This is a genomic window from Streptomyces sp. MB09-02B, assembly GCF_033794485.1.
Classification (GTDB): Bacteria; Actinomycetota; Actinomycetes; order Streptomycetales; family Streptomycetaceae; genus Streptomyces.
On record NZ_JARGEE010000992.1, the window covers coordinates 1 to 634 of the forward strand.

Annotated in this window: 1 protein-coding gene; it reads right to left on the minus strand. The window is 73.3% G+C overall.

Annotation, left to right across the window (positions count from 1 at the left end; translation table 11 throughout):
• On the minus strand, positions 1-460 hold a 460-nt coding region (locus tag P1P70_RS45515), incomplete at its 3' end, for an enoyl-CoA hydratase/isomerase family protein (protein WP_319248470.1).
• Positions 461-634 lie beyond the last annotated feature (174 nt).

The window sequence follows — 634 nt, forward strand, 5'->3', positions numbered from 1 at the left end:
GGATCACCCCCACCGACACCTCGGGCAGCCCCACCACCGCCGTACGGTCGGCCACGATCAGGTCGCAGGACAGGGCGAGTTCGAAGCCGCCGCCCAGCGCGAAGCCGTGCACGGCGGCGATCGTGGGCATCGGCAGCTCCAGTACGCCGGTGTACGCGGCGCGGGCGACGGGCCGCTGCCGCACCAGGTCGGCGTCGCTGAAGGAGTTCCGCTCCTTCAGGTCCGCGCCCACGCAGAACGCCCGCTCGTGCGTCGACGTCACCACCACGACGCGTACGTCCCGGTCGGAGGCGAGCGCGCCGCACGCCTCCGCGACGGAGCGGGCCATGTCGGTCGACACGGCGTTCATGGCCTTGGGCCGGTCCAGCGCGAGCTCGGCGACGTACCCGTGCCGCCGCACCACGACGAACTCCCCGAACCGCCGCTCGCCCGCCTGCTCCACGGCCGCACCCTCACCCATGACACCCTCCCGGTTAACGCCAGTTAACAACCACCCCGATCATCCCAGCCACCCTCGCCGAGGGAAACCCTGACCGGGCGGCGGATACGCCGACGTCAGGCCGAGGAGTGTGCGCGCCGGTGCCCCGCCGGGGGCAAGAACGGGCCCGGAGGGCCGATGCCGCCCCACCCGACC